The sequence below is a fragment of the Sorangium sp. So ce406 genome (genome assembly GCF_051474675.1).
Taxonomy (GTDB): domain Bacteria; phylum Myxococcota_A; class Polyangia; order Polyangiales; family Polyangiaceae; genus Sorangium; species Sorangium cellulosum_G.
Genome location: NZ_CP150340.1, coordinates 9,946,715 through 9,972,183 on the forward strand (window position 1 = coordinate 9,946,715; position 25,469 = coordinate 9,972,183).

Consider the following 25,469-nt stretch of genomic DNA (forward strand, 5'->3'; position numbering starts at 1 on the left):
GAGCCGCGCTCCGGCGCGCCGCGCTCCGGCGCGCCGCGCTCCGGCGCGCCGCGACCCGGCGAGCCGCGCTCCGGCGAGCCGCGACCCGGCGAGCCGCGACCCGAGCCGCGCGACGGTGGGCCCGAGGCCGGGCCGGGCGCGGGGCGATCAGCGGATCACGGTCTCGCAGCCGAGGAGGATCTGGATCTTCGCCACGGACGCGTCCCTCGCCGCGTTGCAGGTGTCGGGGCACAGCACGAGCGCCTTCGGGGCGCTCGGGTCGTCGTAGCGCCAGCCCGGCCCGTCGCAGCCGGGGCTCTGCGGCAGGATGTCCTGCGGCGCGCCGTCGAGCCCGAACAGGACGTTGACGTCGTTGAACGCGACCTGCCCGCCGGTCACCTGGGCCGGGACCTCGACCTCGCACGGGAGCGCCTCACCCGTCACCTTCGCGAGCGCGCGCTCGAACTCGCGGGCGATGTTGGTCGACGCGACCAGGACCGCGGCGTCCGTGCCGCCCGCGGCCGCGATCTGGTTGGCGATGCTCTGGTCGACCCCCGGCAGCCCGATGACGAAGGTGCGCACCGGAGGGCGGTAGCGCGCGCCCGCCGCCGCGAGCGCCGCGATGGCCGCCGGGTCCTCCGGGTTGGCGCCGCCGCACTGCGCCGCGGGCCCCTGCGGCTTGCCGTCGGTGACGAGCAGCACCGCGGACGCCTCGCCGGGGTGGTTCTGCGCCGTCTCGATGCCCTGAAGGAGCGCGCCGCCCAACGCCGGATAGATGGGCGTGCTCGGGCCGTCCGGCCGCTCGGCCTCGATGGCCTCGACGATCGCCCCCGCGTTCCCCGGGAGCGGGCCGAACGGGACGAGCGGCGTCTTGTAGGCGTTCTGGTCGCACGCCGGCACGCCGTCCGCCTCGCGAGGGAAGAAGCGCAGCGCCACGCGCACGCCGGCGAACCGCGCGCTGTTGACGAACGCCGTCAGGCCGGCCTTCGCGCTCTCCCACTTGCTCTCCACCGTCGGGTCGTCTCCCGCCATCGAGGACGATTTATCCATCATGATGTAGAGATTGAGCGGGACGACGACCGCCTCCTCCGTGACGAGCCCGCACGCGGCGTCCGGGTCGGGGGGAATATCGATGGGCGCGTCGCCCAACAGCCCACCATCCGGCTCGAAGCTCCCGCCTGAGCCCGCTCCCTCCGAGGCTCCTTCCGATGAGGACGAAAGGGAGCCGAACCCCGAATCCGGGGCACAGGCGCCGTGGAAGCCGGCGGCGGCGGCGAGCCCGAGCAGGGTGGCGAGCGAGAAGCGGCGGAGCGGGTCAAGGCGCATGGACGTACGGGCGGGCAGCTGGGCGGCGCGGCTGCCGGGAAGGGGTGCAGAGGAAGACTACCGGAGTCGGTGGCAGGCGCGAGGGGCGAATCGATGAAGCGTGAGCTGGCTCGCGAATGCGCGGCGCAGCGCGGCACGGCGTCATCATCGCGTCGTATGCGGCGGCGCGGCGTGCCGTGCGAGACGATTACGTGCAGCGTGACAAAGTCTTTCCGCAGAACGCGCGAAGGTGCAGAATTCTGATCATGCGCGTGCGATTGCTCCTCGGAACGGCTTCTCTGTTTGCGATGCTCTCCGCGCTCGGCTGCGCCGAGAGCAGCTCGATCGACGGCCCCATCGGGCCGGTGTCGGGCACGGGAGGAGGCTCCGGAGCGGGCGGCGCGCCCTCCGCGAGCAGCGCCACGACGACGTCATCGAGCGGCAGCGGGGCCGGCGCGAGCGGCTCGAGCAGCGCGGCCGGGGGCGACGGCGGCTCGGGTGGAGACGGGGGCAGCGGCGAGGGGGGCGCGGGCGAAGGAGGCAGCGGGGAGGGCGGCAGCGGCGGCGAGGTCGTCGTCGATCCCTGCGCGATGGGGTGTCTCCCGGGCACGCACGACGTCGATGGCAACCCGCTCACGGGCGAGTGCGGCTGTGAGTACGCGTGTACGCCGACCTCGGCGAGCGAGGATCCGATCGACGGCGACTTCGTCGACGACAACTGCGATGGCGGCGACGGGCTCGTGGAGCAGTGCGTGTACGTCTCCGCGGCCACGGGGGACGACGCGAACCCCGGGACGCGCAACGCCCCGGTGCAGACGATCGCGACGGCCATCCAGGTGGCGCGGGATGGCGCGGTCCCGGCTGTGTGCCTCTCCGGCGAGCTGTACGAGGAGGCGGTCACTGTCGTGTCCGGCATCAGCATCTATGGCGGGTTCGATGAGAATGACCCTGACTTCAAGTTCCGGAGGACTCCGTCGGTGACCACCACCGTTCGCGCCACAGGCACGGTGTTCCACGCGCCCTCGATCGAGCAGCCGACGCACATCGAGGGCATCACGATCGAGGCGCTGCGGTCGCCGTCGCCGGGGGCGAGCACCTATGGAGTGCGCCTTGGCGGCGGGCTCGCGCAGCTCTTCGTGCGGTACAATCAGATCGACGTGGCCGACGGCCAGAAAGGCGCCGACGGCACCCACGGGGCGGCGCCCTCGACGGGGACGGCGGCGGCGGGGAATGCCGGCGAAGAGGGCTGCGACGCGTGCAGCGGCAGGGGATACGGCGGCGCGCAGACCACGTGCACCGAGTTCGGCGGCGCGGGCGGCAGGGGTGGATACAATAACTACTCCGGCCTCGCGGGCTCACCGGGCAGCGGCGGGGCGACCGGCGGACCGGGAGGCGCTTCGGCAGGGAGCTGCGGTCCGGATAGCGCGCCAGGCGGCGCCGGCATGGCGGGCGCGCCCGGGCTGCAGGGGACGCCCGGCGCGGGGGGAGCGAGCCTGGGCACCATCGCGTCAGGCGGCTACCAGCCGGCGAGCGGCACCAACGGACAGACCGGGTCGACCGGCCGCGGCGGCGGCGGTGGCGGCGGTGGCGGCGGCGGCTCGTGTGGAACCGGATGCTTCTGCTACGAAGATCGCGGCGGCGGCGGCGGCAGCGGCGGGTGCGGCGGAATCGGCGGTCGCGGCGGGCAGGGCGGCCGCGGCGGCGGCGGGAGCTTCGGCGTGTTCGCCGCCGCCGGAAGGGTGGTCGTCTCCGGCAACACCATCACGACGAGCGCGGGCGGCGCCGGCGGTCGAGGCGGGAACGGCGGAGTCGGCCAGTTCGGAGGGAACGGGGGCATCGGCGGCGTGGGCCGGGAGGACTCCGGCGGCGGCGGCACCGGCGGCAAGGGCGGCGACGGCGGTGCCGGCGGCCCCGGCGCGGGCGGCGGGGGTGGCCCGAGCGCGTGCCTGGCGCGTTCCGGGAGCGTCGTTTTCACGTTCGCGGAGAACAGCTGCACGACCGGCACGCCCGGCTTCGGCGGCCCGGGCGGCACGAACTCCACCGGCGGCGCCGCCGGCGCCGGGCAGAACGGCTCGGCCCGGGCGAACCTGCAGATCAACTGACCATCACCGCGCGGGTCGAGGCGCTGTCTCACGACGCGTTCGAGGGCGCACCTGGTCGCGACGTGCAGAGCTCCCCCTGAGGAGTCCCCTCATTGAGCCGCCCTTTTCAGCGGGAAATTGAACAGGGAGGCGGGGAGACAGGGAGTATCTTGAAGACTTTCCTCCCCGCCTCCCTGTGAATTTTCGAAGAATCTTGGGAATTCCTCAGGAGCTCCCCTGCACCTCTGATCCGGATCCCATGACCCGACAGGTCGACCCCGGGGTCGTCGAGCTCAGCGACGGTCGCGCATCCATGACCGCTGCACGGTCGCGATCTCGCCTGGACACCGCGCGGGAGCGCGCGCCCCTGCGCAGCGGCCGTCGCCATGCTGGACGTTCGTCCGCTCGGGACGCCGGCGTGTCCAAGCGCGTGGAGGCGCCTCCGCTAGACTGGAGCAAAGCGCTAGGCGCCCGTCTGAACGCGTTGCTGGCGCGCGCCGACCGGCTACAACCGCTCTCGGACGCGACGAGCGCCGAAGACAGGAAGGCCCCCCATGACCACCGCGATGCAGATGCCCATGATGCCGCAGACGATGAACACCATGACGCCGGAGATGGCCGCCGGCGGATCAATGATGCCCGGCATGGGCATGGGCATGATGCCCGGCATGATGGGCATGGGCATGCCGATGATGCCCGGTATGATGGGCATGATGCCCAACATGATGGGCATGGGCATGGGCATGCCGATGATGCCCGGCATGATGGGCATGGGCATGATGCCCAACATGATGGGCATGGGCATGCCGATGATGCCCGCCATGATGGGCATGATGCCCAACATGATGAACATGATGAGCATGATGCCCAGCATGATGAACATGGGCATGCCGATGATGTGCAAGATGTCCTGTGAGATGACCAAGGACGGGATGACCTGCAAGATGATGCCGCCCGAGGGCATGTCGATGGACATGCTCAAGGAGCGCTGCGACATGATGACGAAGATGATGGCGTCCGGGATGCCGATGATGATGATGTGCGGCGGTATGCCCATGATGATGGGCATGTCCACGATGACCAAGTAGCCCGCCCCAGAGCCTTCTTGGAGTGACAGAACGCCGGCGAACGCCGGCGTTCTTGCATTTCGCCTCCAGGTTCGCTGTCCCTGCTCCCCGCGGAGAGCGCGCCCCTCCTCAGGGCGCCGACAGCGAGTAGGTCATCACGAGGTACATCAGCGAGTCGACGTTCGCCGGATTGCGGTAGACGTGGGGGACATCCGCCTGAAACACGAGCGCGTCGCCCGTGGCCAGCAGGAAGCGCTGTCCGTCGACGCTGATCTCGACCGTCCCCTGGCTCACCACGATGTTCTCGGACGTGCCGGGCGGATGCGGGTCCGCGTTCTCGATGCCGAGCGGCGCCAGGTGCAGCTCGTAGAACTCGACCGTTCTTGGCGAATCGAACGGGAAGAGGGCGCGCGACGTGAACTTTCCGTCATGAGAGGTCAGCCGCTTCGCGCGGTCGCCGCGCAGCAGCATCGGCCCGCCGGAAGCGCGATTGCTGACGAGCGCCGAGAACGGCACGTCGAGCGCGCGGGCGATCTTCCACACAACGTTGATCGTGGGCGCGCTACGGCCGAGCTCGATCTGTCCGAGCATGGCGCGGCTGACGCCGGAGACCTTCGAGAGCCGCTCCAGCGAGAGCCCGCGCCGCGTGCGGAGCCGCCGGAGGTTCTCCCCGACGACCGCCGTGAGATCCGATGGCGCGTCGGGGTGAGCGACCTCGTACGTCCACGCCTCGTCCTCATCCACCTCCTGCGCCTGCCCCACGGGCCTGGCCTGTTGCACGTTGAGCGCTATCGGCACTGTGCTGCTCGCAGCGGGAAGGTCGCTGTTCTGGCGAACCGATCTCATGGGAGGTGGGCGGCACTCTACACTGGATCACGAGGCCGGCAACACAGCCAAATTCGCCACCTCGATGTAACAAATGTAAGCAATCATCAGGTAATTTCCGTCACTCCTAGGATGACGCCTGAGCCCGGCGCTGGGTGTCTCCCGCAGCGTCTCCCCCTCTCCCGCGCTGGCCCTCCTGGCGAGCTCGCCGTTCCCTCCCGCGCTCGCCCCCGGCAGCAGGCTCGCTCTCTGACTTGCCGCGCGGCCGGCCGCCTGCCCGGCGCAGCCTCCACCCGTCCCTACCGCCGGGGCGGCGGAGCGGCTACAACCAGGGCGCGTCTCGCGCGGGCTGGCCGCCGCAGCGCGCTCGGGACAGCGAGGACTTGCCGATGGCCCACGACATCGACGACGTGATCGACGGCCGGTACACGCTGCTCGAGGTGGTCGGTCGGGGAGGGCACGGCAGCGTCTTCCGCGCCCTCGACCAGCAGACCGGCGCCCACGTCGCCGTCAAGTGCCTCCACCCCGAGTTCGCCAGCGACGCCGGCTTGAAGGCGCGCATGCGGCGCGAGGCCGGCGCCATGGGCGCGCTGGCCGGCACCAGCGCGACGCAGGTCTTCGCCTTCAGCGAGGCGCGCGACGGCACGCTCTACATCGTGATGGAGTTCCTGAAGGGCAGCGATCTCGAGACGACGCTGCGCCGCCTGGAGGCGCGGAACCAGCGGCTCCCGATCGACCGACTCCAGGAGCTGTTCCGTCCGATCATCGACACCCTCGACGCCGCGCACGCGCGCGGCATCGTCCACCGCGACCTGAAGCCCGCCAACATCTTCGTCCTCGAGGACGACGCGAAGGATCCGTCCTCCCCGGCTCACCCGGGCGATGATCCACCCCAGGCCCCCGCCGATCGCGCCCGCCCCGCGGGCGAGCCGGCGCGCCTCGCGGACGCCGGCGCGCCGTCCGGCGCCGCGCCGCGCGGCGGCGTGCGGTTGCTCGACTTCGGGCTTGTCAAGGTCATGCAGGCCGACCCCCTCACCCGCGAGGGCGCGATCCCCGGGTCGCCCAGCTATATCGCGCCCGAGGTCTGGAAGGGCCGGCCCCAGGAGATCGACCACCGGATCGACATCTACTCGCTCGGCGCGGTGCTCTTCCGCGTGCTCGCGGGGCGCGTGCCGTTCACCGGCGCGAGCCGGGTCGACATCCTGATCGCCGCCGCCCGCGGCCCCCGGCCGAGCCTGCACGCCTTCCGCCCCGACCTGCCGCCCGAGGTGGACGCCTGGTTGGCCCGGGCGCTCGCCGTCACCCCCGAGGAGCGCTTCCAGGACGTCCGCGCGCTCTGGGCCGCGCTGGAGCCGCTCCTCTCCGCGCGCGGGTAGGTAGGATGATGATGACGATGAGGACGAGACGAGGGCGAAAGCGCCGCCGGGAGCGACACAGTCCAGCCCTGAGCACGTTCCCCCACCCGAGCGCCTTGCGACGCGGGAAGCCGCTGAGATAGCGTGTTCCGGACCATGTCTGAATCGAGGGCCGCTGGATGAGCACCTCGCCCGGCCTGCTGCAGCCGAATACGCGGTTCCGCGACCGCTATCAGGTCCTGCGCGTCATCAAGGCGGGCGGCATGGGCGCCGTCTACGAGGTGATGGACGACGTCACCGCGACGCGCCGCGCGCTCAAGGTGATGCTGCCCAGCCTCCTCGACAGCGAGGAGCTGCGCGCCCGCTTCGCCCTCGAGGCCCGCATCACCGGCATCATCGAGAGCGACCACATCGTCAGGACCTCGGACGCCGGCGTCGACGACGAGACCGGCACGCCGTTCATCGTCATGGAGCTGCTCCGCGGCGAGGAGCTCGGCAGCCTCATCAAGAAGCGCGGCGCCCTGCCCGCCGAGGACGTCGCGATCTACCTGTTCCAGGCGGCGCTCGCGCTCGACAAGACGCACGCCGCGGGCATCGTCCACCGCGACCTCAAGCCGGACAACCTGTTCGTCACCGTCCGCGACGACGGCTCGCCGTGCGTGAAGATCCTCGACTTCGGCATCGCCAAGGTCATCGAGCAGCACCACGCCTCGACGCTGACGCGGCAGATGCTCGGCACGCCCGTGTACATGGCGCCCGAGCAGATCCGGGCCGAGCGCAACATCGGCCCGCGCGTCGACATCTACGCCCTCGGGCAGGTCGCGTACGCGCTCCTCGTCGGCGAGACGTACTGGTCCCAGGAGGCCGAGGTCATCCCGTCGCCTTACCTGCTTGCGTCGGAGCTCCTGCGCGGCGCGACGGAGGCGCCCAGCGCCCGCGCGGCGCGGCGGCGCTCCGCCTCGCTGCCGGACGCGTTCGACGGGTGGTTCTTCAAGGCGACGGCGCTCAAGGCCGAGGACCGCTTCGAGCGCGCGTCCGTCGCGGTGAGCGCGCTCGCGGACGCGCTCGGGGTCCTGCTGCCGCGGGCGTCGCGCGTCGTGCTGCTGCCGGACCCGTCGCCGCCCGGCCCTCCCAGCCCGAGCCCGACCGATCCGACGCAGCCCTCGCGGCCCGGCGTGTCGCCGGGCTTCGCCGACATCCCGACCGTCACCGTGCCCGAGCTGGCCAGGACGTCCGAGCCGGGCAGGACGCCCTCCGAGCCGGGCAGGACGCCCTCCGAGCCGGGCAGGACGCCCTCCGAGCCGGGCAGGACGCCTCCCGAGCTGGGCAAGACGCCCACGTCGTCGCGCCGCTCCCCGGAGTCGCTGCCGCCGACATCGAAGCCCCCGGAGACGCGGCCCCGGCCGTCGTCGCTCGAGACGTCCAGCCGGACGACCTCCTCCACGGGCGAGCCGTCGAGGAGGACCGATCCCACGTCGCGGCGCGAGCGCGCCTCGCAGCGGCGGTTCCAGATCAGGGCCGACCTGGCGACGGGGATCCTCCACGTGAAGGTCTGGGGGTTCTGGGACGTCGAGGAGGCCAAGGCGTACCTCGATGATTTCCGCCAGAAGGCCTCGGCGCTGCTCCACCTCGGCAGGCCCTGGTACGTGCTCGCGGACATCGCTGATTTCCCGCCGCAGAAGCCGGACGTGAGCCCCTATGTCGGGCAGACCATGGCCTACGCTGTCGAGCACGACATGCGCAGGGCGGCGAACCTCGTGCACAGCGCGCTGTCGAAGATGCAGATCTCGCGCCTGTCGGCCGCCATGGGGCTGCCCGAGTACTCGTTCTTCACGTCGGAGGCCGACGCGATCGCGTGGCTCCTGAAGGGCTGAGCGCGCCCGCCGCGCCCCGGGAGCGCGGCCGCGCGCGGGGGGCGCGGGGGGCGCGGGGGGCGCGGCGCGCTCAGCCGAGCACGAACCGGCGGATGCGCCCGGCGAGGCTCCGCACCTTCTCCTCGGCCTCGTTGTAGCGCTCGGCCGCGTCGCGCAGGTGGGCCTGGCGCGAGGCCATCAGCAGGCTGAGCTCGATCACGAGCTGCGGGCGCGCCTCGATGATCGGCTGCAGCGCCTCCTTCGTGATCTCGTAGAGCACCACCTCGTCGACGGCGCGCACCGTCGCGGTGCGCTCCTCGCCCGTGAGCAGCGCGAACTCGCCGAAGACGGCGCCCTTCTCGAGCGCGGCGACCGTCGAGTCCTGCCCGTCGGGGTGCCGCACCAGGACCTCGACGGCGCCGGAGGCGACCAGGAACATCGACGAGTCCCGCTGCCCCTGCAGCACGATCCGGTCGAGCGGGCCGTACTCGACCCGGCGCGCCTTCGTGGCGAGCTTGCGGAGCTCGCGATCGAGCAGCGGCTTGAACACCGGCGTCCGCCGGAGCAGCGTCACGAGGTCCTCGGCGCTCGCCTCCCGCGGCGCCTTGCTCGGCTCGTCGAGATCGATCGACTGCGCGGCCCCGTAGCCGTCGCGCCGCTGCAGCGCGGCGAGCAGCTGCGCGTTCTTCTCCATGTACGCCTCGAGCAGGCTCGCGTTCCGCGGGATGCACTCGTCGCCCGTGTAGTCCATGAGCTGCCGCTCGGACGCCCACCGCGCGACGTCGTTCATCGACTTCCGGTACTGCCGGCACGCCGCGGGGAAGATGCCGTCCTGGTCGCCGAACAGCGCCGTCAGCGCCTCGGGCATGAGGTTCAGCCCGAAGAAGCGCACGTCGCCGCGCTGGTGCCAGAGCGCGAACTCGCGCCAGCGCGGGTCGAGGTGCGCGAGCTCCGGGAACGCGAGCGCGCTGTTCTTGAGCACCGCGCGCTCCGCGTCGCGGAACACCCGGTGCCACGTCTCCTGCGCGTTCCACAGGTTGGGCCCGGCGAGCTCGATCGCCCGCTGGAGGTCCGCGTGGTGGGCGTGCAGGAACGCGAGCGTGGCCTTCTGTTTGCGCATCAGGTTCGTCAGGCTCACGGGCCCCGCCGCGAAGAAGCCGGCCGCCCGCGGCGCGATGTGCCGCATGTCCCAGACCTGGCGCCACGCCGCGACGTCGAGCGCCGCGCGGATGGGCGCGAACGACGCGCCCTCCTCGAACGCCTCCCGCTCCTCCGGCGAGAGCATGTCCGGGTACTCGTGCTTCACGGCCTCGAAGATGCCGAGGCACGTGAGGAGCTCGAGGTAGAGCCCCACCCGGAGCAGCCAGCGGGGATCGGGCAGGTTGCGCCGGTGCTGCTCGAGGTCCTGGTGGATGGCGCGGAGGTACAGCAGGGCCTTGTCCATGCCGATCGTCAGCACCGGGAACCACGGGTGGTAGCCGACGTGGAGCTCGTCGATCCCGAGCGCGCGCTGCTGGACCTCCGTGTCCGCCTTGACGAGCCGGTCGAGCAGGCGCGTATAGAGCGAGCCGAAGCGGCCGGTGTCGAAGATCTCGACGTCCGTCGACTCGGAGCAGACCGTCCTGCCCGCCTCGCTGAGCCGGATCTCGATCCGGAGCTGCTGCCGGAACAGGCTCGCGAACGTGAAGGGATCGGCGCCGTCCGGGATGCGCTCGCGGAACGACGCGGGCAGGTCGAGCCAGTGGTAGCCGCCGCCGGTCTCCTCGCCGGGCGGGTGCGGCATGAGCTGCTTCGCCGGCGCGATGGTGGCGACGTAGACCGTCTGGTGGAACGAGTTCCACGGGGCGGGCTCGAGCATCGGGACGGGGTAGGACGACGTCGAGACGATCTGGGGGCTGAGCGGCAGGTCGAGGATGCCGGGCACCGGGCACGGCTCGCCGTCGCCGGGGCTCGCGGGGAGGAACCACGCCGACAGGGTCACCTCGAACGGCCGCTCGAACGGCGCGACGAACGCGTAGAGGTCGCGCAGCCGGTAGAGCAGCCACACCTCGTCGCCGAGCTCCGCCGGGTCGCCCGACGTGTTGATGCAGCCGACGCGCTCGCTGCACCCGTGCCCAGGGTAGAGCGCCTCGTCGACGGGCCGCTTGCCGGGCTCGAACGGGATGAGCTCCAGCGACGGCGAGAGCTCGGCCGACTCTTCCTCCGGGCTCTGGCGCTGCTCGAGCTGGCGCAGGTACTGGCGGACCCGGGCGAGCTTGTCCTCCCAGTCCATGCCATCGACGCGGCTCATCAGCAGCCGCTTGAACTGCCTCTGGAACTCCTTCGGGGTCATCATGCTGCGTCCACCTGATTTGCCGGGGGCCGGACAGCCGCCCTCGGCGAGAGCTTACCGGCTCCACGGGCGCCGCGTTTCCCGATCAGCGCCGGGCCACGCGCCGCGCGAGCCCCTTGCGGCGCCGCGTCCCGGAAGGTACGGGCTTGCCCCCTATGGCTATCGAGCTCCGCGAGCTTAGGAACGGCGACAGGAAGGTCTTCAAAGACTTCGTGAACGTGGTCGACACGATCTACGAGGGTGAGCCCAACTATATCCGCCCGCTCGACCTGGACATCGCCGATCGGCTCGACAAGAAGAAGAACCCGTTCTTCGAGCACGCCGAGGGGACGGCGTGGGTGGCGTACAAGGACGGCCGGCCGGCGGGTCGGATCACGGCGCAGGTCGATCACGAGCACCTGAGACACCACCGCGACGAGACAGGCTTGTTCGGCTTCCTCGACACGATCGACGACGCCGAGACGGCGCAGGCGCTGCTCGCGGAGGCCGCGGGCTGGCTGCGCGCGCGCGGGATGAAGCGCATGCGGGGCCCTTACTCGCTCTCGATCAACGAGGAGATGGGCTGTCTCGTCGAGGGCTTCGATCACCCGCCGGTGATCATGATGCCCTACCACCGGCCGCACCAGGGCCGGCTCATCGAGCAGGCGGGGCTCGAGAAGGTGAAGGACCTCTACGGGTGGCGCTACGAGGTCGGCGACGTCCCCGTGCGGGCGCAGAAGGCGCACGCCGAGATCCTGGCGATGCCGGAGGTGCACACGCGCTGCGGCGACCCGAAGAACCTGCTCCGCGACATCCGCATCCTCATGGACGTCTTCAACGACGCCTGGAGCGACAACTGGGGCTTCGTCCCGATGACCGAGAAGGAGCTCGTCAAGTGGGCGAAGGACGTGCGGCTCATCCTCATGCCCGAGCTGACGAAGCTCACGTTCATCGACGGCGAGCCGGCCGCCGTGTCGCTCGGGCTGCCCGATCTCAACGAGCTGATCCGGGGCCTGCACGGCAAGCTCCTCCCGACCGGCGTCCTCAAGCTGCTGTGGCGGCTGCGCGTGCGCGGCCCGAAGAGCGGGCGCCTCGTCGTGCTCGGCATCCGCAAGAAGTGGCGTCACGTGCGGCGCTACGCCGGGCTCAGCGCGTTCCTCTACGTCGAGATGAACCGGGCGGCGCACCTGCTCGGCATGAAGGGCGGCGAGCTCGGGTGGACGCTGGAGGACAACGCCGCCATCAACGCGGGCATCCGGCTGATGGGCGGCCGGATCTACAAGAAGTACCGGGTCTACGAGCGGGCGCTCTGATCGACGTGAGCGCCGACGTGAAGGCCGACGTGGACGCGCGCGCGAAGCTCGAGGGCGGCGGCGCCAGCGGGCGCGGGCGGCGCGGCGGGGAGCAGGAGGAAGGAGCGGATCAATGAAGGTGCTGGTCACGGGCGCGAGCGGGTTCCTCGGCTCGCACGTCGCCGAGCAGCTCGTGCAGAAGGGGCACGGCGTCGTCGCCCTGGTGCGGCGCTCGTCGAGCACGAAGTTCCTGTCGTCGCTGCGCGGCGTCGAGCTCGCGTACGGCGCCATCGAGGACGCGGAGAGCGTCCGCCGCGCGGTGGTCGACGCGGGCGTCGACGCGATCGTGCACTCGGCCGGGCTGGTCAAGGCGCGCGACGAGGCGGAGTTCTTCCGGGTCAACGTCGGCGGCACGCGGAACATGCTCGACGCGGCGAAGGCGGCGCCTTCCATGAAGCGCTTCGTGTTCGTCTCGAGCCTCGCCGCCATCGGCCCGAGCCTCGACGGCCGCCCCGTCGCGCCCGACGCGCGCCCGGCCCCGGTGACGCGCTACGGGCGCTCGAAGCTCGAGGCGGAGCGGCTGGTCCTCGCCGAGAAGGACGCGCTGCCCGTGGTCGTCGTGCGCCCCCCGATGATCTACGGCCCGCGCGATCAGGAGTCGTTCGCGTTCTTCCAGAGCGTCGCGCGCCGCTTTCTCCCGATGCTCGGCGACGGCAAGAACACGCTGAGCGTCATCTACGCCTCCGACGCCGCCGCCGCGTGCATCCGGGCGCTCGAGAGCGACGTGCCGAGCGGCCGGGCGTATTTCATCGACGACGGCCGCGTGTACGTGTGGCGCGACATGCTGGCGGACGTCGAGTCGGCGATCGGCGCGCGGGCGTTCGTCCGGGTCGGCGTGCCCTTCTCCCTCGTGCGCGGCGCCGCGCTCGCGAGCGAGGGGATGAGCCGCCTCACCGGCAAGCCCGTGATGCTGACGCGCGACAAGCTGAACGAGCTCTCCGCGTCGCACTGGGTGTGCGACTCCGGCGAGGCGCGCCGGGAGCTCGGCTGGGAGCCCCAGGTGAGCTGGGCCGAGGGGACGCGCCGCGCGGTCGCCTGGTACCGCGAGCACGGCTGGCTCTGACGTGGCGCGCGTGGCGCCGCGCCGTTTGACGCTCGCCCGCGGGCTCCGTACCGTAACCGCATGTCCCGCTGTACGTCGGCAGCTCCGGCCCTCGTTGCGGCAGCGCTCGGCTTGACGTCCGCGCCCGCGCAGGCCGACGCGCCGTCCCGCGGCGACGCCGCCGCGACGGACGCCCCGCGCGCAGACGGCGACGCCGCGGCGGACGTCCCACGCGCGGGCGGCGACGCCGCGGCAGGCGCCCCGCGCGCGGGCGGCGACGCGCCCCGATCGGCGCTGCGCGGCGCCGTCGTGGTGGCGGTGGACGACGCGAGCGTCGAGGCGGCTCGCTCGCTCGCCCGCTCGATCTACCGCGACCCCGCGCTTCGCCCGCCCATCGACGAGGCGTCGGCGCAGGCGCTCACCGGCGAGCCCCCGGCGCCGGACGCGCCGGCCGCCGTGAAGGAGCTCGCGGTGGTGCGTCGCTCGGCCGGGCGCGCCGAGTCCGAGCCGGTCGCGCGCCGGCTGCTCGCGTCGCTCGGCGCGGACGCCGGCGCGGCGCTCGTCGTGGCGGTGACCACGGCGCAGGGCCACCCCGTGGCGCGCGTGCTCCGCGTCGCCGGCGCGAGCTACGCGCCGCTCGAGCTCGGCGCGACGATCCAGCGGGCCGAGGAGGGCGCGACCGCCGCTGCGACCTTCGACTGGCCGGGCGCGGCCGCGGCCGTCCGCGCGCTGCTCGCCGGCGACGCGCGAGACGAAGGCGCCGCGGCTCGCCCGGCGGCGCCGCCCGCGCGCGCAGCGGCGCGCAGCGGGCCCCTCCGCGGCGACGCGCGCGCGGGCGTCGATCTGACCTCGAAGGCCGCGCAGGGCGACCAGGGCTCGTCCGGGCGGCGCTCGGTGTGGAGCTCGCCCTGGTTCTGGGGGCCGCTCGCGGGCGTCGCCGTGACGGGCATCGCGGTGCTGGTGCTCGCCCAGACGGGGGGCGACGACGGCGGCACGGTTCACCTTCGCGGTCGGATCGCGCCATGACGCGGCCCACCCGGCGCGGCCCGGCGGCGTTGGGCCACAGGCTCGCGGCGCTCCTGTGCCTCGCGATCGCCGCCGCGCCCGGGCCGGCCGGCGCCGCGCCCCGCATCTACGACGCGCCCGCCGCGCCGCTCGACGGCAAGGCCGCGCTCGCCGTCCCGCCGCCCCCGCCGGAGTACCACACCGAGGACCTCGGCTGGATCGAGTTCGCCTACCGCCCGTCGACCCGCGATCGCGTCCGCCCCCTGATCGTCCATGCCGGCGCCATCCGCGCCGAGCTCAGCGCCCTGCTCGGCCGCCCGGCGCTGGTCGCCCCCGTGAAGGTCCGGATCGCCGCGGTCCCCGCCGAGCTCGACAACCTCGTCCCCGGGGAGCTCGCGGGCCCGACGACCGCCGCGTCGTTCGGCGCGCTGCGGCTCGCTGTCCTGAGCGCCTCCCCGCGGCCGGGCGTCGACGCGCCCGATCTCGAGAGCGCCTTCCGCCACGAGCTCGCGCACCTCGCGCTCGACGAGGCCACGGGCGGCGCCCCGCTCCCGCGCTGGTTCCACGAGGGGTTCGCCGTCCATGCGGCGGGCGAGCGCGCCGCGCGCCGCGCGCAGCGGCTCTCCGTCGCCGCGCTCCGCGGGCACCTCCTCCCGCTCGACGACCTCGAGGCGAGCCTCGCGGGCGCCGCGGATCCAGCCGCGTCGGTGGCCCACGCGCAGTCGGCCGACGTCCTCCGCTTCCTCATCGAGGGCGAGCGGCGGCAGAGCTTCACGCTCGCCCTCGACGCGGTGCGCGCCGGCGCGCCCCTCGCGGACGCGCTCGACGCCGCCTACGCCTCGAACCGCCACGACCTCGAGCTCGCCTGGCGCGACGACGTCGCGCGCCGCTACGGCTTCCTCCCGGTGCTGGTCGGCTCGCTGCTCTTGTTCGGGCTGATCGTCGCGGGCGCGCTCGGCGTGCGGCGGCTCCGCGCCCGCAAGCCGACGGCGCCTCCCGCGCCGCACCGGCGGCTCCGCGCGGCGCCGGAGACGCGCCACCGGCCCGCGCGCGCGTCCACGGCCCAGCTCGTGGCCACCCTGGGCGCGCGCCACCGCGGCGAGGCGGACGGCGACACGGGCATCCCGAAGGTGGAGCACAACGGCCAGTGGCACACGCTCCACTGAACGCGGCCGAGGGCGGCGGTCCCGTGCCCGATCGCGCGCGGCAGCAGCGCCGCCTCACCGATCTCGCGCTCGGCGCCGCCTGGCTCGTCGGCCTCGCCGCGGCCTTGCAGATCCTCTCCGCGCTCCTCGGGTCGAGCCCGCTCGCCGCGGCGCTCGCCGGCGCCGTCGTCGCCGACCTCGTCGCGGTACGGGCCGGCGTGCAGTGGACCGATCCGCTGGAGCGGGAGGCCCCGGGCCACCGCACGCGCCTGGCCCGTCGCGTCGGCCTCGGCGCCGCGCTCGGCGCGCTCGCCGTGGCGCTCGCGCTCGGCGCCTCCCTGGCCCTCGGCTGGGCGACCGTCGAGGCCGGCGCGCCGTCGTTGAGCTTCGCCTTCGCCCTGGCGCGCGCGGTCGCCCTCGCCGTCCGCGACGAGCTCCTGCTCTCGGGCATCCCGCTCGCCACCGCGGCGCGCGCCGGGCTCTCGAGCCGCTGGGCGGTGGCCTTCTCCGTCCTCGCCCACGGCGCTGCGCTCGGGCTCGCCCCGGGCGCGACAGCGTCGAGCTTCGCCCTCGCCGCCGCGCTCGGCGCGCTCACCGCGGCGCTGTTCCGCCACGGCCGCGGCGCGTTCGCCGCGGTCGCCGCCCACGCGAGCTTCACCGCGCTCACGGGCGCGGGCCTGCGCGGCTCCCTGCTCGACGTCACGTGGGTCGACGGCGCGCTCGCCGCCGGCACCCGCGCCTTCGGCCCGCCGGCCTGGCTCGCCGCCGCGGCGCTCGCGATCCTCGCCGCGCTCGTCCTCCGCGCCGGCGCGCCGCGTCCCGATCGACCCGCGCGCTGAGCGTCGCCGCCCGCGCGCGGCCGCCCCGCGCCTCCCTCACCTTCCCCCACCTCCCCCGCCGCCCCGGCGTCCGGTGAACCTCGCGTCATCGCCAGGCGCGGCAGCCTCGCGTGGACAGAGCGGGCCGCGGCCCCGGGAGATGCCGTGTTCATCGCGTCGGCCATTGCGTCCGATTCGACGCCTCGATTTCGCGGGCGGCGCGTCAACGTCCTCCGGTTCGACACCGGCATTTCACAGCGCCGTGCGAACAGGGGCTCCACCGCGCAGATCGCGGTGCGACGCGCCCAAACGTCCCACAGCGCCTCACCCCCCGGACACGGCTATGTCATATTCCAGCGCACCGCGTCAAATGCACGTTGACGCATTGCCTTCGAGGCATCAACGATCGGGCATGCATTGGGAAATGATCCGTCAGATTGCGCCGGTGGCGCTGCTCGTCGTCACCTCGACGGGCTGCGGCATGGCGACGATGGTGGACACGAACACGCGCTCCATCCAGGCGACCACGGAGGAGATGCGGCGCATGCGCGCGATGATCGAGGAGTCGAATGCGACGCTGCGGGAATCGCAGCGGGGCATCGAGCGCCTCGCCGAGCTGCGGCAGCCGATGGAGAAGCTCGCCGAGATGCAGGAGGCGATGGATCGGCTCGCCGAGCTCAAGGGGTCGATGGACGCGATGCAGCAGAGCCTGCGCGAGACCGCGAGCCTCGAGCAGTCGATGGATCGGCTGAGCGAGATGAAGGCGACGATCGCCGCGATGAACGAGAGCCTCGCGGGCATCCGGGGTCCGCTCGCCGACGTGGCCGCCCTGAACGCTCCGATGCGCGACGTGGCCGCCCTGAACGCCCCGATGCGCGACGTGGCCGGGCTGAAGCAGCCGATGGAGCAGGTCGCGACGCTGCGCGAGCCGATGCAGGAGGTGAGCAAGCTGTCGGCGCCGATGGAGGAGGTGAGCCGGCTCGGGGGCGACGCCTCGCGCCAGACCGGCCTCGTCGCCCTCGGCCTGCTCGGATGGGGCCTCGTGACATTCCTCGGCGTGTATTTCGGCGTGCAGGCCGGCACCCGCCGCCAGCAGCGCCTCGCGCAGGGCGACGGGGACGCGGGCGATGCCCCGGCGGCCCCGGCCAAGCCCGTGTCCCGCATCCTCGGCTCGAGCCAGAGCTTCGAGCGCCGCGCGCAGGTCAAGTCGACGTGATCGTCGACGTGGTCGACAACTGACGCACTCGCCCGCTGGCGAGCGGCGGAGTCGCCGCCGCCCGCCGGCCGGCAGCGAGCTCCGGTCAGCCGCCCCTCTCCGTCAGCCGCCCCTCAACGGTACGAGTCCCACATCGCCGACATGCGATCGGCCTGCCCTGCAGTGAACTCATCCATGCAGTAATCGTCGGTGTAATCCATGTAGTTCTGGATCGGGTCGACCCCACTGTACCCATTTCCCTTGCAGGAGTCCCGGCTGGCCGGGCAGCCGTACGCGGCGCTCTTCTCGGCCGCCGTGTCGGCGACCTCATCCCCGCGCTTCCCGTCCTTCACGCAGCCGCCCTGGAACGTGTGGTAGAGGCCGAGCCAGTGACCGACCTCGTGCGTCGCCGTATCCCCTTCGTTGTACGGCGCCGCGCTGCCGCCGGGCAGCGAGGATTGGAGCACCACGACCCCGTCCATTTTCGGGCTCCTCGCATAGTCCGAGGGGAACGTGGCCCAGCCGAGTAGACCGCCGCCCGGGTTGGCCGTGTAGAGATTGAGGTGGTCGGGACCACCCTGGCGGAGCGCATTCTTGGCGTTCCGCTCGGCCGTGGAGCTCTGCCCCATCGTGTACCAGGTCGCGTTCGTGGTCCGGTCGACCGAGACCAGTTCGAAGCTGAAGCGGGTGCTCGCGTAAGCGGCGTTGAGCACCTCGATCTGCTTCGTGATCATCTCGTCAGTCACGTCGCCGTTCGAGAGACCCGATCCCTTGTTGATGACGTGGAAGCGCACGGGGATCACGACCGACGTGCCCGCGGTGAACCCGGCCGGCACCCGGCTGCGGACAAACAGCTCGACCTCCTCCCTCTCCGTGTCGCTCAGCTCGGGGGTCCCGCAGCTGCGCCGCAGGGGAGCTGGGGCCGCCTCCACCTGCTCGGGATCGACATCGGCCACGGCCGGCGCTTCCTCCGCGGGGGTCGAGGGGTCGCTGTTGCACGCGGCGCTCAAGCCAGCGATCACGACTAAGGCAAGTACCTCCGCACACGTCCGAGCTCGCATGGACATTCTCCTTGGTTCAGGCCCCGCAAAGGAAGCAGGAATATATATCCACCGTGACAATTGGTTCAATTCCAAAAGACCGATTCCGCTCGAGGCGACAAGGTAAGATTCCACGTCTTGGTCGTCTTGCGCCTTTCGGTCGACCTCCGGCTGGATCGGCGGGCGCGATGACGCGGCGCAATGACGTGCGCGAAGCGGAGACGCTTGCTGCTCCAACTTGGAGCGATCGCTCCATTATGGAGCACGCGCGCCTCGGCTTTTTATCGGGCGACCCTCGACTCGAATCCACGCGGCGATCGCGGGTCGACCGTTCGGCCGGCTCCATGTTTCAGCGTCTCATCCCCGACGCTCCCCCTGGAGCTCCTCCAGGTTTCTGGGACCATTCCTGATGAGTCCGTGCGGAACGCATCCGCCTGGTTTGTGGAGTTCGAGCCACGCTTGAATAAGGGCGCACTCGGTTGCCCGACTCGCCATCTGCCACCTTCCGAGTGTGGGCCCTGCTCCTTTCTCCTCGGGTCGCGCGGGGCCGCGCCGCGCAAGCGGGCCCCGCGTCCGCGCGAGATCGACATCGCGCCCGCCCGGCAACCGCGCGGCGGCGTTCCCGCCGCGGGCGGCGAGCATGGCGAGCACGGCGAGCACGGCGGCGCTCGAGCGATCTCACTCACGCCGGCGCGCGGCGCGTCCAGCAACCGCGCTGCGCCGCGCGTCCGGCGAGCTCCGTGCATCCTGATTGCAGTACCGTCCGGGCGACGGTAGATGTCTCGCATGGCGCGTTCGAAAGCGGGTCAGTCCGCGGAGCAGCTCCGCGAGCAGATCAGGGCGGCCGGCCTGCGAGCCACCTCGCCGCGGATCGCCGTGCTGCAGAGCCTCGGCCGCTCGCGGACGCCCGTCAGCCACGCGGAGCTCGCGGCCGAGCTCGCTCCGAAGGGCTGGGATCGCGCCACCATCTACCGGAACCTCATCGATCTGACCAACGCGGGGCTCGTGCGCCGCACCGACATGGGCGACCACCTCTGGCGGTTCGAGCTGCGCGAGGGCACCGGCGAGCACGCGACGGACGAACACCCGCACTTCATGTGCGACACGTGCGGTGATGTGCTCTGCCTCCCCGACGAGAGCATCGAGATCAGGCCGGCGCGCGGCGCGCCCCGCGCCCTGCGGCGCAAGGGCCTGCAGATCCAGATCAAGGGCCGCTGCGACCGCTGCGTGCAGCCCTGAGCCACGGGGCAGCCCTGAGCCACGGGGCAGCCCTGAGCCACGGGGCAGCCCTGAGCCACGGGGCAGCCCTGAGCCACGGGGCAGCCCTGAGCCACAAGGCAGCGGGAGCCGCCGTGACGTTGCGCCGCCGGCCAGCCTGGAGCCGCGTGTAAAAAAGCGCCGTCGGGTGAGAGGCACGGCCGTCCCTGCATCTCGATTGCAGCTTCAACTTGGTGTTGATCGTGGTCGGACGCTCGGGCATAGCCTCCCGCGCCCATGCTCGCGCTCGTCGTCGCCCTGTCGCTCGCCGGTCTCGCCGCCGGGCCGCTCCTCGTGGCGCTCGGCCGGCGCCGGACCCTGCCGACGTCCGCGCTCGACGGGCTGACGCTCGGCCTCGTCCCCGCCCTGGTCCTCTCGCGTCACCTGCCGCACGCGGTCGAGGAGATCGGCGCGCAGGCGGTCCTCTGGGCGGCGCTCGGCTACGCGGCGCTCTGGCTCACCGAGCACCGGCGGCGCGGCGCGGGCGAGGTGGTGGGGCGGGAGGTCGCGTTCTCGGCGCTCGCCGTGCACGGGCTGCTCGACGGCGCCGGGCTCGCGCTGGCCGCGGCCGCCGCTGACGGCAGCGCGGACGGCGCGCTCTTCGCGGTCGCCGTCCTCGTGCACCGCCTCCCGGAGGGGCTGTCGCTCGCCGCGCGCTTCCTGCCCGCCTGGGGGTGGCGGCAGCTCGCCGCGCGCCTCGGGCTCCTCGGGTTGCTCACGCTGCTGGGCGCGCTGCTCGGCCAGCGCCTCATGGAGAGCCTCCCGCACGAGTCGTTCGAGGTGTTCATCGCCTTCGGCCTCGGCGTCCTCCTCCGGATCGTGGTCCACACGCACGACGCCCCGCCGCGGAGCCGGGCGGCGCGGACGGCGAGCGCCGTCGCCTTCGCCTCCGGGCTCTGCGTCGCGCTCGCGCTCCCCAGCCCGGAGAGCTTCTTCTCGCACGCCCACCCGACCGAGCTGTCGATCGCCGAGTCGATCGGCCCGCTGTTCGTCGAGACCGCGCCCGCCGTGCTCGCCGGGCTCGCCGCGGCGGGGCTCGTGCGCGCGTACCTCCCCCGTCACCTCGCCGGGTTCACAGGATCGCCGCGCGGCGGCGCCGCGCTTTCTCAGGCCGCCCGCGGCGCGGCGCTCGGGCTGCCGCTCCCCGCCGGCTCGGCCGGCGTCTCGGCGCTGCTGCGGCGGCTCCTGCGCGCGGGCGCTCCGGTCGCCGCGGTCGTCGCCGTCCTCCTCGGCGCGTCAGCGCTCGACGTGGGCAGCGCGCTGCTCTCGCTGCGGCTGCTCGGCCTGCCGCTCACCGCCGCGCGCTTCGCGGGCAGCGCGCTCCTCGCCGTGCTGGTCGCGCTCGTCGTCGCCAGGGTAGTCGGCGCCTCGGGCTCCGTTGCCGGGGCCTCTGGCTCGCCCGGATCCGCCGCCGGGACGGCCAGCGCGCCGGCCTCGGGTGCATCGCCGCGATCCAGCGAGCCGCCTGCCGGCGCCGGGGCCGCCGCGCCGCCGGCGACGCGGCTCCGCGCCGCCGTCGCCGAGGCCGTCGGGCCGGCGCTCGACCAGGTGGCCGCCTGGTACCTCGTGGGCCTCGTGCTCGCCGCCGTCCTCGAGGCGACGATCGATCCGGCCGCGGCGCGCGCGATCGGCGCGCCGGCCGACGTCGCGGTGAGCGCGCTCGCCGCCGTGGCCGTCCACGTGTGCGCGCAGGGCGCGACGGCGCTCGCCGCGGTGATGATCCACAAAGGGTTCTCGATCGGCGCGGCGCTCGCGTTCCTCCTGGCGGGGCCCGCGACCAACGTCGCGGTGCTCGCCGTGCTGAAGCGCTCGCTCGGCGGGCGCGCCGCCGCCGCGCTCGCGATCTCCAGCGTCGCTCTCGCCGTCGCGGTCGGCCTCGCCGCGAACGCCCTCGTCCCCGGCGCGTCGATCCCGGAGCTCCACGCGCTCGCGGCGCACGAGCACGCGGTCGTCGAGTGGGTCTGCGCGGCGGCGCTCGGCGCGCTCCTGCTCGCGAGCTTCATGAGGCTCGGCCCGCGCGCGTGGTTCGGCCACATGGGCGGCCATGGCGCCGCCCCCGCCTCGGCGGAGGCGGCGCCGCACGCGCCTTCGTGCGCCGCGCACGCGCGCCCGCTCGGCGCGCCGATCGATCACGTCGGCCGCACCCCCGTCCCGTACGCCAGCGCGCCGCGCGCCTGACGCAGCAGGCCTCGGAGGCTCGTCGCGGCGGCCGCCGCGCGCCCCGCAGCGACCGTCGCTCAGCGGATCCAGTACCTGCCGAGCAGCACGAGCACCATCGCCCAGAACACCACCGCGAGCCCCGCCGCGACGAGCATGGCCGGCGGCTGCCGCCTCCCGTGCTGCACGAGGCGGCCGAGCGCGCCGACCGATCCGCCGCGCAGCCCGGCGCTCTCCGGCGCGAGGCGGAGCTTGTCGCCGAGGCCGACGTCCGAGGCGCGCCGCCCCTTCTGCCCTCTGAATCGCGCCGCGCGCAGCTCCCGCAGCACGGCCTCGAGCTCCTTCGCGAGCAGGCCCGCCGATGCGATCCGGGCGTCGGGCTCGCGCTGAAGACAGGCGTCGACGATGTGGCAGAGGCGCGGCGGCAACCCCGGCCGGCGCGAGGCGATCGGATCGCAATCCTTGCTCAGGATGCGGACCATCAGCGCGTTGTAGTTCGGCGCCTGGTGCGGCAGCGTCCCGGTCAGCGCCTCGTACATGACGACGCCCAGCGACCAGAGGTCGGCGCGACCGTCGAGATCCTCGCGCCCCGCGGCCTGCTCCGGCGACATGTACGCTGGCGATCCGACGACGCAACCCGTGTGGGTCAGCGCGAAGTTGTGCTCCTTCTCGAGCACCTTGCTGATCCCGAAATCGAGGATCTTCCCCACGAGCTCGCCCAGGTGGTTGCGATGCACGTAGATGTTGGCGGGCTTCAGGTCGCGGTGGATGATCCCCTGCTGATGGGCCATGTCGAGCGCCCGCGCGAGGCCGGTGAAGATCTCGACCAGCGTCTCCGGCTCGATGGTGCCCTCGCGCCGCAGCCACTCGTCGAGCCCCTCGCCGACGAGCAGCTCGAACACGAGGAACGGCGAGCCGTCCTCGGCCTGACCGAGATCGAGGATCTCGACGATGCTGGGGCTGCGCACGCGCCCGCTCGCCTTCGCCTCGTTGAAGAAGCGCTGGAGCGCGACGGCGTCCTCGGCCACCTCGGGGCGCATCACCTTGAGCGCCACGTCGCGATCGATGAGCTCGTTCTTCGCGGCCCACACCGACCCGCTGGCGCCTCGGCCCAGGAGCTTCACGAGCCGGTAGCGAGACTGGATGAGATCGCCGGGGTTCACTGCTGCGCCGAGGTGTCTCTGGGGGAGCGGGGAAGAGGATGCCTTACCCCCGCCCCACGTCTGCGACGGGGCGGAGGATAACCCGGCGCACCGGCGAGCGGTACCGCGCGGCGTCATCTCCAGCAGCAAGCAAAAGTTCGCGAGCCGGGGCGGCGACAGCGCGCCTCCCCTCCTCCGTGCCGCCGGCGCGAACGCGAAGCCAGCCGTGGAGCAGTTCATGGCGCGACAGCGCCGCCCGGCGCCACGCGCGCTTCACGCGCTCGACAGCGAGGGGTGAAGGAAAGGCGGCACGAGGGTCACAGCGCAATTTTCTCGTGCGCTGGACCCTGTGCCGCTCGGGTGGGGTCGATCAGACGTCGTAGTAGAGGAAGAACTCGTGCGGGACCGGGCGGAGCCGGATCGCGTCGACCTCGCGCTCGCGCTTGTAGTCGATCCAGGTCTTGAGGATGTCGCGGGTGAAGACGTCGCCGCGGAGCAGGAACTCGTGGTCGCGCTCGAGGGCGGTGAGCGCCTCGTCGAGCGAGCCCGGCATGTGCGGCACTTCCTTCAGCTCCTCGGGCGAGAGCGCGTAGATGTCCTTGTCGAGCGGGTCGCCCGGGTCGATCCGGTTCTGGACGCCGTCGAGGCCGGCCATCATCATGGCGGCGAAGGCGAGGTACGGGTTGCAGCTCGCGTCCGGGAAGCGGACCTCGATGCGGCGGCCCTTCGGGCTGTTGCCTGGGGCCAGCGGGATGCGGATCGACGCCGAGCGGTTGCGGCTCGAGTACGCGAGGTTCACGGGCGCCTCGTAGCCCGGGACGAGCCGGCGGTAGCTGTTCGTCGTCGGGTTGGTGAGCGCGGCGAGCGCCTTCGCGTGCTTCAGGATGCCGCCGATGTACCAGAGGCCCGTGTCGGAGAGGCCCGCGTAGCCGTCGCCGGCGAAGAGCGGCTTGCCCTCCTTCCAGAGCGACTGGTGGCAGTGCATGCCGCTGCCGTTGTCGCCGAAGACCGGCTTCGGCATGAACGTCACCGACTTGCCGTGCTTGCGGCCGACGTTCTTGATGACGTACTTGAACCACATCAGGTTGTCGGCCATCGACGTCAGCGTCGAGAACTTGATGCCGATCTCACACTGGCCGGCCGACGCCACCTCGTGGTGACCGACCTCGACCGCGATGCCGGTCTCGATGAGCGTCGACATCATGTCCGCGCGCAGGTCGCCGAGCGTGTCGGTCGGCGCGACGGGGAAGTACCCCTCCTTCTGCCGGATCTTGTGCCCGAGGTTCACGCCGGCCTTGCCGGAGTTCCAGGACGCCTCCTCGCTGTCGATCTCGTAGAAAGCGCCGCGCGGGGAGCTCTCGTACCGGACCGAGTCGAAGACGAAGAACTCGGCCTCGGGCCCGAAGTAGGTCGTGTCCGCGATGCCGCTCGCGCGCAGGTGGTTCTCGGCCTTCTGCGCGATGTAGCGCGGGTCGCGGCCGTACGGCTGGCCGGTCACCGGGTCGCTGATCTTGCAGACCATGCTGAGCGTCTTCTGGGCGTGGAAGGGATCGAGCTTCGCCGTCGACGCGTCGGGCGTCATCAGCATGTCGCTCGCGTTGATCGGCTGCCATCCGCGCACCGACGAGCCGTCGAAGCCGATCCCCTCCTCGAAGATGTCCTCGTTCAGGCGGGACGCCGGGATCGTCGTGTGCTGCCAGATGCCGGGCAGGTCGATGAACTTGAGATCGACAAATTTAACGTCGTTTTCCTTCGCAAACGCGACGACATCTTTCGGCTTCATGATTCTTCCTCTACCTCGCTGACTCGCTGCTCTCGCTGGATGTGATTCGAAGACGCGCGGGATCGTGCTCGCTGCTGCTCTCTCGCTTCTGCTTGCTCGGCTCTCGAGCCTGTGACCCGTCGCGATGCCCTGTGACGCTCTGCCCGCGGCTCGCCTAGATGGCGTCCTCGCCGCGCTCCCCCGTGCGGATCCGCACGGCTTCCTCGACGGGGACGACGAAGATCTTTCCGTCGCCGATCCGGCCCGTCTTGGCGCTCTTCTCGATGGCGTCGATCACGTCGCTCACCATGCTGTCCGGCACGACGATGTCGACCTTCACCTTCGGGACGAAGTCGACGACATACGCCGACCCCCGATAGACTTCCTTCTTGCCGCCGGTCCGACCGAAGCCCTTTACCTCGGTCACCGTCATGCCCTGAATCCCGACCTCGGCGAGGGCGTCCTTGACCTCGTCGAGCTTGAACGGCTTGATGATCGCCTCGACCTTTTTCATTGCGCACGCCTGTGGTGACCGGGTGACCGCCGGGGTAAAAAACCCGCACGCTCACCCGAAAAGCCCCGCCGGAGCAGAGCCGGTAAAGGGTGGACGCCTCCGCCGGCGGCCTCCCGTCGATGTGCCGGGCGCCGCCCGGCTCCGATCCGTGACGGGGTCCGCCCGGTCCACCGGGCATTGCCCCGCCGCTGTCAATGACTCAGGGACCCGTCCGACAGAGCCGGATCGGCGACCCCTCGCCCCGGCCGCTGGCGCAGCGTCCGG

Annotated in this window: 19 protein-coding genes; 12 read left to right on the plus strand and 7 right to left on the minus strand. The window is 72.4% G+C overall.

What is annotated here, in order from left to right:
* Positions 1-147: 147 nt before the first annotated feature.
* Positions 148-1,305, minus strand: coding sequence for a vWA domain-containing protein (locus WME96_RS37245; protein ID WP_437286329.1), 1,158 nt, complete (start codon positions 1,303-1,305; stop codon positions 148-150).
* Between the two features lie 245 nt (positions 1,306-1,550).
* Here WME96_RS37245 and WME96_RS37250 point away from each other — a divergent pair, with 245 nt between their 5' ends.
* Complete coding sequence (locus tag WME96_RS37250; RefSeq protein WP_437286330.1) at positions 1,551-3,386, plus strand: PE-PGRS family protein; 1,836 nt, start codon at positions 1,551-1,553, stop codon at positions 3,384-3,386.
* 533 nt (positions 3,387-3,919) lie between these two features.
* Positions 3,920-4,453: a hypothetical protein gene (locus tag WME96_RS37255; RefSeq protein WP_437286331.1), complete on the plus strand. Its 534-nt coding sequence runs from the start codon at positions 3,920-3,922 to the stop codon at positions 4,451-4,453.
* 108 nt (positions 4,454-4,561) lie between these two features.
* On the opposite strand, the gene WME96_RS37260 is transcribed toward WME96_RS37255, so the two are convergent.
* Positions 4,562-5,278, minus strand: a complete 717-nt coding sequence (locus WME96_RS37260; RefSeq protein WP_433929520.1) for a helix-turn-helix domain-containing protein — start codon at positions 5,276-5,278, stop codon at positions 4,562-4,564.
* 368 nt (positions 5,279-5,646) lie between these two features.
* On the opposite strand from WME96_RS37260, the gene WME96_RS37265 reads away from it, so the two are divergent.
* Both WME96_RS37265 and WME96_RS37270 read left to right on the plus strand, forming a co-directional pair.
* Positions 5,647-6,633 (plus strand): serine/threonine-protein kinase, encoded by a 987-nt coding sequence (locus WME96_RS37265; RefSeq protein ID WP_437286332.1) that lies wholly within the window; start codon positions 5,647-5,649, stop codon positions 6,631-6,633.
* A gap of 158 nt (positions 6,634-6,791) precedes the next feature.
* Positions 6,792-8,486 (plus strand): serine/threonine protein kinase, encoded by a 1,695-nt coding sequence (locus tag WME96_RS37270; protein ID WP_437286333.1) that lies wholly within the window; start codon positions 6,792-6,794, stop codon positions 8,484-8,486.
* Between the two features lie 70 nt (positions 8,487-8,556).
* On the opposite strand, the gene WME96_RS37275 is transcribed toward WME96_RS37270, so the two are convergent.
* On the minus strand, positions 8,557-10,800 hold the full coding sequence (locus WME96_RS37275) for a cyclic nucleotide-binding domain-containing protein (RefSeq protein ID WP_437286334.1): 2,244 nt from the start codon (positions 10,798-10,800) through the stop codon (positions 8,557-8,559).
* A 152-nt stretch (positions 10,801-10,952) separates the two neighbouring features.
* Here WME96_RS37275 and WME96_RS37280 point away from each other — a divergent pair, with 152 nt between their 5' ends.
* The 6 genes from WME96_RS37280 (at position 10,953) to WME96_RS37305 (ending at position 17,354) form a co-directional block, all read left to right on the plus strand.
* Positions 10,953-12,089: a hypothetical protein gene (locus WME96_RS37280; RefSeq protein ID WP_437286335.1), complete on the plus strand. Its 1,137-nt coding sequence runs from the start codon at positions 10,953-10,955 to the stop codon at positions 12,087-12,089.
* A gap of 112 nt (positions 12,090-12,201) precedes the next feature.
* Complete coding sequence (locus tag WME96_RS37285) at positions 12,202-13,191, plus strand: NAD-dependent epimerase/dehydratase family protein (RefSeq protein WP_437286336.1); 990 nt, start codon at positions 12,202-12,204, stop codon at positions 13,189-13,191.
* A 60-nt stretch (positions 13,192-13,251) separates the two neighbouring features.
* Positions 13,252-14,196, plus strand: coding sequence for a hypothetical protein (locus WME96_RS37290; protein ID WP_437286337.1), 945 nt, complete (start codon positions 13,252-13,254; stop codon positions 14,194-14,196).
* Positions 14,193-15,341, plus strand: coding sequence for a peptidase MA family metallohydrolase (locus tag WME96_RS37295; protein ID WP_437286338.1), 1,149 nt, complete (start codon positions 14,193-14,195; stop codon positions 15,339-15,341). Before WME96_RS37290 ends, WME96_RS37295 begins: the two co-directional genes overlap by 4 nt.
* Positions 15,323-16,159: a type II CAAX prenyl endopeptidase Rce1 family protein gene (locus WME96_RS37300; protein WP_437286339.1), complete on the plus strand. Its 837-nt coding sequence runs from the start codon at positions 15,323-15,325 to the stop codon at positions 16,157-16,159. Before WME96_RS37295 ends, WME96_RS37300 begins: the two co-directional genes overlap by 19 nt.
* Positions 16,160-16,562: 403 nt before the next feature.
* Entirely contained in the window at positions 16,563-17,354 is a 792-nt protein-coding gene (locus WME96_RS37305) for a hypothetical protein (protein ID WP_437286340.1), read from the plus strand.
* Between the two features lie 113 nt (positions 17,355-17,467).
* On the opposite strand, the gene WME96_RS37310 is transcribed toward WME96_RS37305, so the two are convergent.
* Complete coding sequence (locus WME96_RS37310; protein ID WP_437286341.1) at positions 17,468-18,394, minus strand: zinc metalloprotease; 927 nt, start codon at positions 18,392-18,394, stop codon at positions 17,468-17,470.
* A 765-nt stretch (positions 18,395-19,159) separates the two neighbouring features.
* Here WME96_RS37310 and WME96_RS37315 point away from each other — a divergent pair.
* Positions 19,160-19,612: a Fur family transcriptional regulator gene (locus WME96_RS37315; protein WP_437286342.1), complete on the plus strand. Its 453-nt coding sequence runs from the start codon at positions 19,160-19,162 to the stop codon at positions 19,610-19,612.
* Between the two features lie 255 nt (positions 19,613-19,867).
* The gene (locus tag WME96_RS37320) at positions 19,868-21,808 is read left to right on the plus strand and encodes a permease (protein WP_437286343.1); all 1,941 of its coding nucleotides are present in this window, start codon (positions 19,868-19,870) and stop codon (positions 21,806-21,808) included.
* Between the two features lie 59 nt (positions 21,809-21,867).
* Here WME96_RS37320 and WME96_RS37325 read toward each other — a convergent pair whose 3' ends face one another.
* The 3 genes from WME96_RS37325 to WME96_RS37335 all read right to left on the minus strand — a co-directional run bounded on the left by WME96_RS37325 (position 21,868) and on the right by WME96_RS37335 (position 25,205).
* On the minus strand, positions 21,868-22,950 hold the full coding sequence (locus tag WME96_RS37325) for a serine/threonine-protein kinase (protein ID WP_437286344.1): 1,083 nt from the start codon (positions 22,948-22,950) through the stop codon (positions 21,868-21,870).
* A 349-nt stretch (positions 22,951-23,299) separates the two neighbouring features.
* Complete coding sequence (glnA, locus tag WME96_RS37330) at positions 23,300-24,712, minus strand: type I glutamate--ammonia ligase (RefSeq protein ID WP_061616406.1); 1,413 nt, start codon at positions 24,710-24,712, stop codon at positions 23,300-23,302.
* A gap of 154 nt (positions 24,713-24,866) precedes the next feature.
* Entirely contained in the window at positions 24,867-25,205 is a 339-nt protein-coding gene (locus tag WME96_RS37335) for a P-II family nitrogen regulator (RefSeq protein ID WP_012239819.1), read from the minus strand.
* Positions 25,206-25,469: the final 264 nt, after the last annotated feature.

Excerpts from the sequence above, each read along its gene's own strand:
- WME96_RS37290 (WP_437286337.1), top strand. The coding sequence starts at position 13,252 with ATGTCCCGCTGTACGTCGGCAGCTCCGGCCCTCGTTGCGGCAGCGCTC.
- WME96_RS37265 (WP_437286332.1), top strand. The coding sequence starts at position 5,647 with ATGGCCCACGACATCGACGACGTGATCGACGGCCGGTACACGCTGCTC.
- WME96_RS37285 (WP_437286336.1), top strand. The coding sequence starts at position 12,202 with ATGAAGGTGCTGGTCACGGGCGCGAGCGGGTTCCTCGGCTCGCACGTC.
- WME96_RS37280 (WP_437286335.1), top strand. The coding sequence starts at position 10,953 with ATGGCTATCGAGCTCCGCGAGCTTAGGAACGGCGACAGGAAGGTCTTC.
- WME96_RS37275 (WP_437286334.1), bottom strand. The coding sequence starts at position 10,800 with ATGATGACCCCGAAGGAGTTCCAGAGGCAGTTCAAGCGGCTGCTGATG.
- WME96_RS37245 (WP_437286329.1), bottom strand. The coding sequence starts at position 1,305 with ATGCGCCTTGACCCGCTCCGCCGCTTCTCGCTCGCCACCCTGCTCGGG.
- WME96_RS37310 (WP_437286341.1), bottom strand. The coding sequence starts at position 18,394 with ATGCGAGCTCGGACGTGTGCGGAGGTACTTGCCTTAGTCGTGATCGCT.
- WME96_RS37255 (WP_437286331.1), top strand. The coding sequence starts at position 3,920 with ATGACCACCGCGATGCAGATGCCCATGATGCCGCAGACGATGAACACC.
- WME96_RS37315 (WP_437286342.1), top strand. The coding sequence starts at position 19,160 with ATGGCGCGTTCGAAAGCGGGTCAGTCCGCGGAGCAGCTCCGCGAGCAG.
- WME96_RS37260 (WP_433929520.1), bottom strand. The coding sequence starts at position 5,278 with ATGAGATCGGTTCGCCAGAACAGCGACCTTCCCGCTGCGAGCAGCACA.
- WME96_RS37335 (WP_012239819.1), bottom strand. The coding sequence starts at position 25,205 with ATGAAAAAGGTCGAGGCGATCATCAAGCCGTTCAAGCTCGACGAGGTC.
- WME96_RS37320 (WP_437286343.1), top strand. The coding sequence starts at position 19,868 with ATGCTCGCGCTCGTCGTCGCCCTGTCGCTCGCCGGTCTCGCCGCCGGG.
- WME96_RS37270 (WP_437286333.1), top strand. The coding sequence starts at position 6,792 with ATGAGCACCTCGCCCGGCCTGCTGCAGCCGAATACGCGGTTCCGCGAC.
- WME96_RS37250 (WP_437286330.1), top strand. The coding sequence starts at position 1,551 with ATGCGCGTGCGATTGCTCCTCGGAACGGCTTCTCTGTTTGCGATGCTC.
- WME96_RS37295 (WP_437286338.1), top strand. The coding sequence starts at position 14,193 with ATGACGCGGCCCACCCGGCGCGGCCCGGCGGCGTTGGGCCACAGGCTC.
- WME96_RS37305 (WP_437286340.1), top strand. The coding sequence starts at position 16,563 with ATGATCCGTCAGATTGCGCCGGTGGCGCTGCTCGTCGTCACCTCGACG.
- glnA (WP_061616406.1), bottom strand. The coding sequence starts at position 24,712 with ATGAAGCCGAAAGATGTCGTCGCGTTTGCGAAGGAAAACGACGTTAAA.